Source organism: Castellaniella sp., from assembly GCF_034007085.1.
Taxonomy (GTDB): Bacteria; Pseudomonadota; Gammaproteobacteria; order Burkholderiales; family Burkholderiaceae_B; genus Castellaniella.
Genome location: NZ_JAVERO010000120.1, coordinates 1 through 6,633 on the forward strand (window position 1 = coordinate 1; position 6,633 = coordinate 6,633).

Here is a 6,633-nt window from a genome sequence, read left to right on the forward strand (position 1 = left end):
GATCAGGGGGGGCATGCTGCGTCCAGATGCGCCTGGTGCCAGCCAGGCGATCTTGACTCGTGTGTTGCCGGCGTCGATCAGCAGGATCATCGTTGCAGCCGCACAGAGATCTCGCCGATCGAGATGGCCTGGGTTCCATCGACATTGCGCAGCAGCAGGCGGCCGTCGGTATCGATGCCGACAGCCGCGCCGGTGTGCCGCAGGTGGCCATCGTCGAGTACGTCCAGCATGCGGCCGACCAGCCCGTCGACTTCCGCGTAGCGGGCGGGCAGATCGGCAAAGCCGTGCGCCGTGGCGTGGTTCAGTGCGTCGTACCAGGACCGGGCCGCGCAGGCTGCCAGATCGGTTGCGGTGAAATGGGCGGCGGTAGGGTCGTCGGTGACGATTTCGGCCCAGTCCGCGATACGCCGATCCAGGGATTGCGACAGGGCGCGGGCGTCTTCCAGGTTCAGGCCCATGCCGATGATGATGAGATGATGGTCGGCCGCCTGCGCGGTGCCCGATCGGGTGGATTCGATCAGGATGCCGGCCAGCTTGGCCTGGTCCCAGAGCAGGTCGTTGGGCCATTTCATGGTCAGGCGTGGACGGCAGCGCGGGGCGAGGCGTGTGCGCAGGGCCTGGCAGGTGACCATTCCGATCAGAGGGGCCAGAGCCGGTAGCTGGCGGGCCGGCAGGAAGACGTCAAAGGCGCAGGAAAACATCAGGTTGGCGCCGATGCGATTCTGCCAGGTGCGTCCGGCGCGTCCGCGTCCCTGGGATTGCAGATGCGTGCCCAGCAGCCAGGGACGGTCCGGGGGGCCGTCGGCGTGGCGCGCGCGGGCCAGCAGGTCGGCGTTGGTCGAGCCGGTCTGTTCGAGCCAGTCCACCTGACGGAATTGCGGCAGGGCCTCGCGCAGGGCGCTGGCCATGGCCGCCGGGTGCGGCAGGGCGCTGGCGGATTCGTGGGATGAGCCGGTCATATGGGTAGAATTGGGGTCTGCAACAGACAGGGACAGGGGCGCGCAGCCATGAGTTTACGCACAGAACAAGCCACATGCCAGGGTCCGGTCGGACTGATCGATCTCACGGTGGATCATCCGGTCGATGTGCCGTCCGGGTGGGCGCTGGCTCTGCATCCACATCCGTTGCATGGTGGCACCCGCGATAACAAGGTCGTCACCACCGTATCGCGCGCCTGCGTGCAGCATGGCCTGCTGGCCATCCGGCCCAATTTCCGGGGCGTGGGTGCATCCGCAGGCACCTTCGATGGGGCGCGCGGCGAAACCGCCGATATGCTGGCGGTCGTCGAACACGTTTTCCAGACCTGGCCGCAGGCGGCCTCGGGACCCTGGGTGCTGGCGGGTTTTTCGTTTGGTTCGGCAGTGGCCGCGCAGCTGTATGCCGACCTGGCGGATCGCGGTCTGCCGCTGCCGGCCCGCCTGATGTTGATCGGCTGCGCGGTCGAACGCTTTCGTCACCGGCCCCTGGCCATGCCGCCTGGCACGATCATGATCCACGGCGAACACGACGAGGTCGTGCCCTTGTCCGAGGGCATGGATTTCGCCCGGGCGCATCAGCTGCCCATGACGGTCGTGCCGGATGCCGGCCATTTCTTCCATGGCAAGCTGCTGATCCTGCGGCAGATCGTCCAGGCCGGCCTGGCTGGACTGTAGCGCGCCGGGGGTATGCGGTTTCAGTTGCTTGCGTTTTGTCTCGAATTGCCTGGGCCATGACGGCGAGGCGGTTTTTCTCGCTGCCTATAATGGGCGCTTGTCGTTTTTTTCACGTGACGCCGCCCATGCCCATGAATGCTTTCTCCTCGCTTTTTCGTCGCGCCTGCGTGGCCCCCCTGGTACTGGCCTGCTTGCTGCTGATGTCCGGCGCGGCCTGGTCGCAGGCAGCATCCGGGCCGGCTGCCGAGTCCGCAGCCGGGCAGGCCCAGGCCGGGGTCGACATGGTCAGCAATCTGACCAATATTCCAGCCCCGACCCTGGGGGCCAAGGCCTGGTTGACGCTGGATGCCACCAGCGGTCAGATCATTGCAGCCCAGAATCCCCAGGAAGCCGTCGAGCCGGCATCCCTGACCAAGCTGATGTCCGCCTACGTGATCTTCGAGGCACTGGAAGGCGGCCGCCTGAAACTGGACCAGAAGGTCCATGTTTCCGAGAAAGCCTGGAAAACCGAAGGCTCGCGCATGTTCATCGATCCCAACACCGACGTGTCAGTGGATGAACTGTTGCAGGGCATGCTGGTGCAGTCGGGCAACGATGCGACCGTGGCGCTGGCCGAAGCCGTTGCCGGCAGTGAATCGGCCTTTGTCGCGCTCATGAACCAGCAGGCCAAGGCCCTGGGCATGAAACACACGCATTTCACGAATGCCCCCGGTCTGCCCGACCCGGATCACATGACCACGGTCGAGGACCTGGGAATCCTGGCGCGGGCGCTGGTTCAGCGGTTTCCGCAGTACCGGCATTACGACAGCCAGAAGGAATTCACTTACAACAAAATCAAGCAAAGCAACCGTAACCGCCTGCTGTGGGCGGATCCCACGGTCGATGGCCTGAAGACCGGCCATACCCAGTCGGCCGGCTATTGCCTGGTGGCCACGGCACTGCGCGATGGTCGTCGCGTCGTCTCGGTGCTGGTCGGCGCGGCCAGCGATGCCGCGCGCACTGAAAGCAGCCTGAAGCTTCTGAACTGGAGCTTCAAGAACTTCGACACGGTCAAGCTGCTGGACAAGGGCAAGCCGGCCGTGTCTGCACGGGTCTGGGAAGGCACTTCCGAGACCGCCGAACTGGGCCTGTCCGATGATCTGTGGGTGACGGTGCCGCGTGGCCGCGCCGATGACATCAAGACCGAGGCCCGCTACACCCAGCCACTGATGGCGCCCCTGGCCGAGCACGCCCAGGCTGGCACGCTGGTGATCAGCCTGGATGGCCAGGAAATCGAGCAGCGGCCGTTGGTGGTGTTGCAGGCCGTGGACCAGGCCGGGTTCTTCGGCAGGTTGCTGGACAAGATCCGCCTGTTGTTCGAATAATGACGGCATGAAACCCATCCGTCCCGAAGATTCGCTGATCACCTATCCCTGTGACTTTCCGATCAAGGTCATGGGGCGCGCGCACGAGGATTTCGCGCGTGCCATGGCCGAGGTGGTGCTGGGGTTCGATCCTGGTTTCGACCCGGCCACCATCGAAATCCGCCCCAGTTCCAGCGGCAATTACCTGGGCCTGACCTTGACGGTGCGTGTCACTTCGCGTGAGCAGATGGACGATCTGTACCGCGCCCTGCATGGGCACGAGATGGTGTCCGTGGTGCTGTAGCGCGGACTGGCCATGGACATGCAGTCGCGCTGGCTGGCCCGTCCCGCATCCTACCTGCCGGTCTGGCAGGCCATGCAGGACTTCACGGAAAGGCGCGATGACGGCACGCCCGACGAACTCTGGCTGGTGGAACACGCGCCGGTCTACACCCTGGGTCAGGCGGGCAAGCCGGAACACATCCTGAATCCCCATGGCATTCCGGTGGTGCATTGCAATCGGGGCGGACAGGTCACCTACCATGGCCCGGGCCAGGTGGTGCTCTATACGCTGGTGGACCTGCGCCGTCGCGGCGTCTTCGTCCGGGAATTCGTCGCCTTGCTCGAACAGGCCGTGCTGGATCTGCTGGCCGAACTGGGGGTGGCTGGGGCTTGCCGCAAGCCAGGCGCGCCTGGTATCTATGTGCCCCAGTCGTCGCTGTGCCAGCCCCAGGGAGACGCACTGGCCAAGATCGCCGCGCTGGGGGTCAAGATCCGCAATGGCCGTGCCTATCATGGCGTGGCCTTGAATGTCGCCATGGACCTCGATCCCTTCCTGGGCATCAACCCCTGCGGCTATGAAGGCCTGCAGACGGTCGATCTGCAGGCCTGTGGAATCGCGGCCGATCTGGTCCCGACAGGGAACCGGCTGGCGGAAATTTTTACGGCGGCCTGGCTGGCCGCTGGACACTCAGGAGACACACATGACACAAGCCTCGAACGAACCGGTGCTGCATGAGCGCCGCGATGGGGTGCTGACCCTGACGCTGAACCGGCCCGATCAGTTCAATGCCTTGTCCGAGGAGATGCTGGCGGCGCTGCAGGCGCATTTTGATGCCTGCCGGGACGATGCCGACCTGCGAGTCGTGGTGCTGGCCGCCAACGGCCGCGCTTTTTGCGCCGGCCATGATCTGAAACAGATGCGCAGCCATGCGGGGGATCGGACCTACTACCGGGCGCTGTTCGACCGGTGCGGCCGGCTGATGCAGTCCATCGTGCACTGTCCCGTCCCGGTGATTGCACGGATTCATGGCACGGCAACGGCTGCCGGGTGCCAGTTGGTGGCCAGTTGCGATCTGGCCGTGGCGGCCGACAGCGCGCGGCTGGCCGTCTCGGGCATCAATGTCGGCCTGTTCTGCGCGACGCCGGCGGTGGCGCTGACGCGCAATGTGTCCATGAAGAACGCCTTCGAGATGCTGGTGACGGGGCAGTTCATCAGCGCCCGCCAGGCAGTTGAACGCGGGCTGGTCAATCATGCCGTGCCCGACGCCGATCTGGACCGGGCCGTGCAGGGGCTGGTCGATGCCATCCTGGCAAAAAGTGCCGTCGCGGTGCGTGCCGGCAAGGCCATGGTCTACCGGCAGCGGGGCCTGCCCCTGGACCAGGCCTATGATTATGCCGCCGGCGTCATGGCAGAAAACATGCTGTCCGAAGACGTGATCGAAGGCATCGATGCCTTCATGCAGAAACGTCCGCCGCAGTGGCGGCATTGCTGATCCTGGTGTCCTGCCAGGACACTAGGTCAGGCGGTGCAGGCCTTCGAAGCGGTGATGCGGCGTGGCTGCGCCGGGGGCGTACACTGCCCAGCGGGCGGTGGTTCCGGACAGATCGATGTCGGCAGTGGCCAGGGTGTTTTCCTGGTCGGTGTCGCTGGGGGATTGGCGCAGGATCGGTTCGGCCGCGTCTCCCGTATCGGACAGGATCGCCAGGGCCTGCGCGCCCTGTGCCAGCAGGGCCTCGCCGCGTGACTGGCGATGCGCGGATGAATCCGTGATGATCTGCGGCAATTCCGCTTGCGCGTCATGCAGCGCATGGTTGGCATGCACCGCCGACGTGTGCGTCACGGGATGGACGGACACGGCCAGCTGGCTGAATTCCACGCTCCAGGTCTGGGTGGCTCCCGCCTGCCCCAGGCCCAGGTGAAAGGCACCCATGCGCGGATGCGCCTGCAGGACCGAGACCGCTTCGTCAGCCGATTTCACCGCCAGCAGTGCGCGGGTCAGGGCCATGCGCGGCAGGCCAGCTGCTGCCTGGCGGGCGCGGATGTTGTTGACCGTCATGGCCAGGCCCGCTGCATTGACCGCGAAGGTGTGGCCCGGCAGCGACCCTGGGTAGACGAAGGAGGCGAAGGCGGGGGCGCCGTCCGGGCGCACCTCGGCCAGACCGCAGAATCCGGCAAAGCCGGGATCGCCGTCCTCGTTGTGGCTCAGGCGCTGCGGTGCCAGCACCGTGGTGCAGCCGTCGGGTGCCAGAGCCCACAGATCGCCTCGGCAATTCCATAGAAACACATCGTCCAGAGGCAGTTCCAGCCCTTCGGCCAGGCCGGCCAGTTCGTCCTCGATCCAGGGAAAGGCATGGCGCAGCAGCGCGCGCATGCGCGGGATTTCCGGTCGGCTGCGGCAGGCGGCGACCTGGGCCCAGGCGTCCGAGTGGATCAGGTGGCGATGGCAGGCTTCGGCCCCCCAGCGCCCCAGGGCAAGGCCGATGTTCCGGTGGGATCCATGGGCCTGGACTGGAGCCAGTTCGAGTCGGCGGGAAGTGCGGTCATTCATCGGTAGGCTCCCGTGGTGTGAAGAAGCGTTTCGGTGCGGCCCAGTTCGGCCAGGGCGTGTTCCCCATGGTGAACGAGCAGTTGACGCGCCAGCATTTCGACCAGGGCCTGGATGGCGACGGTGCTTGGGAAGAAGGAATGCCCCTGAGTGGAAAAGGTCAAGGTGCAGTCGGCGTGCAGCGCCATGGGCGCGAGCTGGCTGTCGCACAGGGCCAGCGTGCGGCAGCCTTGGGGACGCAGGGCTTCGGCCAGTTCGATGGTCTCGCGGGAATAGGGTGCGTAACCGATCAGGACGGCCGTGTCTTCGGGTTGGAGGCGGTGCGTGTCCAGGCTCAGGGTGCCGCCGGTGTTGTGCAGCAGATACACATCCGGGCGAAACAGGCTGCACAGGTAGCGCAGGCTGAAGGCGGCCGGGTAGCAGGACCGGAATCCGGCGATCACGATGCGCCGGGCATCGGCCAGCAGCGCCACCGCCTGGGTCATGGCGGCCTGGTTGGCGGGTTCCAGCGCCTGCAGGTTGAGGATCTGCCGGTGGATGGCGGTCTGCCAGGTGTCCTGGTCGGATTCCGGGTGATGGACCAGAGCGCGCGCGCGTGCTGCGTAGGCCCCCGCAGGATGGAGTTCCTGGGTGAATACGGTCTTCAGGGCATCCCAGCCCGGATAGCCCAGGTGCTGGGCCAGCCGGACCAGTGTGGCTGGTTGCACCCCGGCCAGGGCGGCCAGTTTGCGGGCCGACAGGGTCGATACCTGGGTCGGGTGGTCGATCAGGTAGCGGGCGCCCACCTGGAACTGGGGGCTGAGGTCCGGA

8 protein-coding genes are annotated in these 6,633 nt (G+C 66.0%); 5 read left to right on the top strand and 3 right to left on the bottom strand.

Going from position 1 to position 6,633, the window contains the following annotated elements:
• Positions 1-86: 86 nt before the first annotated feature.
• Entirely contained in the window at positions 87-959 is an 873-nt protein-coding gene (locus RBR29_RS09745) for a biotin--[acetyl-CoA-carboxylase] ligase (RefSeq protein WP_320348895.1), read from the bottom strand.
• Between the two features lie 48 nt (positions 960-1,007).
• On the opposite strand from RBR29_RS09745, the gene RBR29_RS09750 reads away from it, so the two are divergent.
• From RBR29_RS09750 to RBR29_RS09770, 5 genes are all read left to right on the top strand, one after another.
• Positions 1,008-1,652 (top strand): alpha/beta hydrolase, encoded by a 645-nt coding sequence (locus RBR29_RS09750; RefSeq protein WP_320348896.1) that lies wholly within the window; start codon positions 1,008-1,010, stop codon positions 1,650-1,652.
• 125 nt (positions 1,653-1,777) lie between these two features.
• On the top strand, positions 1,778-3,016 hold the full coding sequence (locus RBR29_RS09755) for a D-alanyl-D-alanine carboxypeptidase family protein (RefSeq protein ID WP_320348898.1): 1,239 nt from the start codon (positions 1,778-1,780) through the stop codon (positions 3,014-3,016).
• A 7-nt stretch (positions 3,017-3,023) separates the two neighbouring features.
• A complete protein-coding gene (locus RBR29_RS09760) occupies positions 3,024-3,299 on the top strand; it encodes a DUF493 family protein (RefSeq protein ID WP_320348899.1) in 276 nt (91 codons plus the stop codon).
• An 18-nt stretch (positions 3,300-3,317) separates the two neighbouring features.
• The gene (gene lipB, locus RBR29_RS09765) at positions 3,318-4,013 is read left to right on the top strand and encodes a lipoyl(octanoyl) transferase LipB (protein ID WP_320348904.1); all 696 of its coding nucleotides are present in this window, start codon (positions 3,318-3,320) and stop codon (positions 4,011-4,013) included.
• A complete protein-coding gene (locus tag RBR29_RS09770; RefSeq protein ID WP_320348901.1) occupies positions 3,979-4,770 on the top strand; it encodes an enoyl-CoA hydratase in 792 nt (263 codons plus the stop codon). Before lipB ends, RBR29_RS09770 begins: the two co-directional genes overlap by 35 nt.
• A gap of 21 nt (positions 4,771-4,791) precedes the next feature.
• Here RBR29_RS09770 and RBR29_RS09775 read toward each other — a convergent pair whose 3' ends face one another.
• Both RBR29_RS09775 and RBR29_RS09780 read right to left on the bottom strand, forming a co-directional pair.
• On the bottom strand, positions 4,792-5,826 hold the full coding sequence (locus RBR29_RS09775; RefSeq protein ID WP_320348902.1) for a C45 family peptidase: 1,035 nt from the start codon (positions 5,824-5,826) through the stop codon (positions 4,792-4,794).
• On the bottom strand, positions 5,823-6,633 hold an 811-nt coding region (locus tag RBR29_RS09780), incomplete at its 5' end, for a MurR/RpiR family transcriptional regulator (RefSeq protein WP_320348903.1). The genes RBR29_RS09780 and RBR29_RS09775, both read right to left, overlap by 4 nt.

Bases quoted from the DNA above. Each gene is read 5' to 3' on its own strand.
- RBR29_RS09745 (WP_320348895.1), bottom strand. From the start codon at position 959: ATGACCGGCTCATCCCACGAATCCGCCAGCGCCCTGCCGCACCCGGCG.
- RBR29_RS09750 (WP_320348896.1), top strand. From the start codon at position 1,008: ATGAGTTTACGCACAGAACAAGCCACATGCCAGGGTCCGGTCGGACTG.
- RBR29_RS09755 (WP_320348898.1), top strand. From the start codon at position 1,778: ATGCCCATGAATGCTTTCTCCTCGCTTTTTCGTCGCGCCTGCGTGGCC.
- RBR29_RS09760 (WP_320348899.1), top strand. From the start codon at position 3,024: ATGAAACCCATCCGTCCCGAAGATTCGCTGATCACCTATCCCTGTGAC.
- lipB (WP_320348904.1), top strand. From the start codon at position 3,318: ATGCAGTCGCGCTGGCTGGCCCGTCCCGCATCCTACCTGCCGGTCTGG.
- RBR29_RS09770 (WP_320348901.1), top strand. From the start codon at position 3,979: ATGACACAAGCCTCGAACGAACCGGTGCTGCATGAGCGCCGCGATGGG.
- RBR29_RS09775 (WP_320348902.1), bottom strand. From the start codon at position 5,826: ATGAATGACCGCACTTCCCGCCGACTCGAACTGGCTCCAGTCCAGGCC.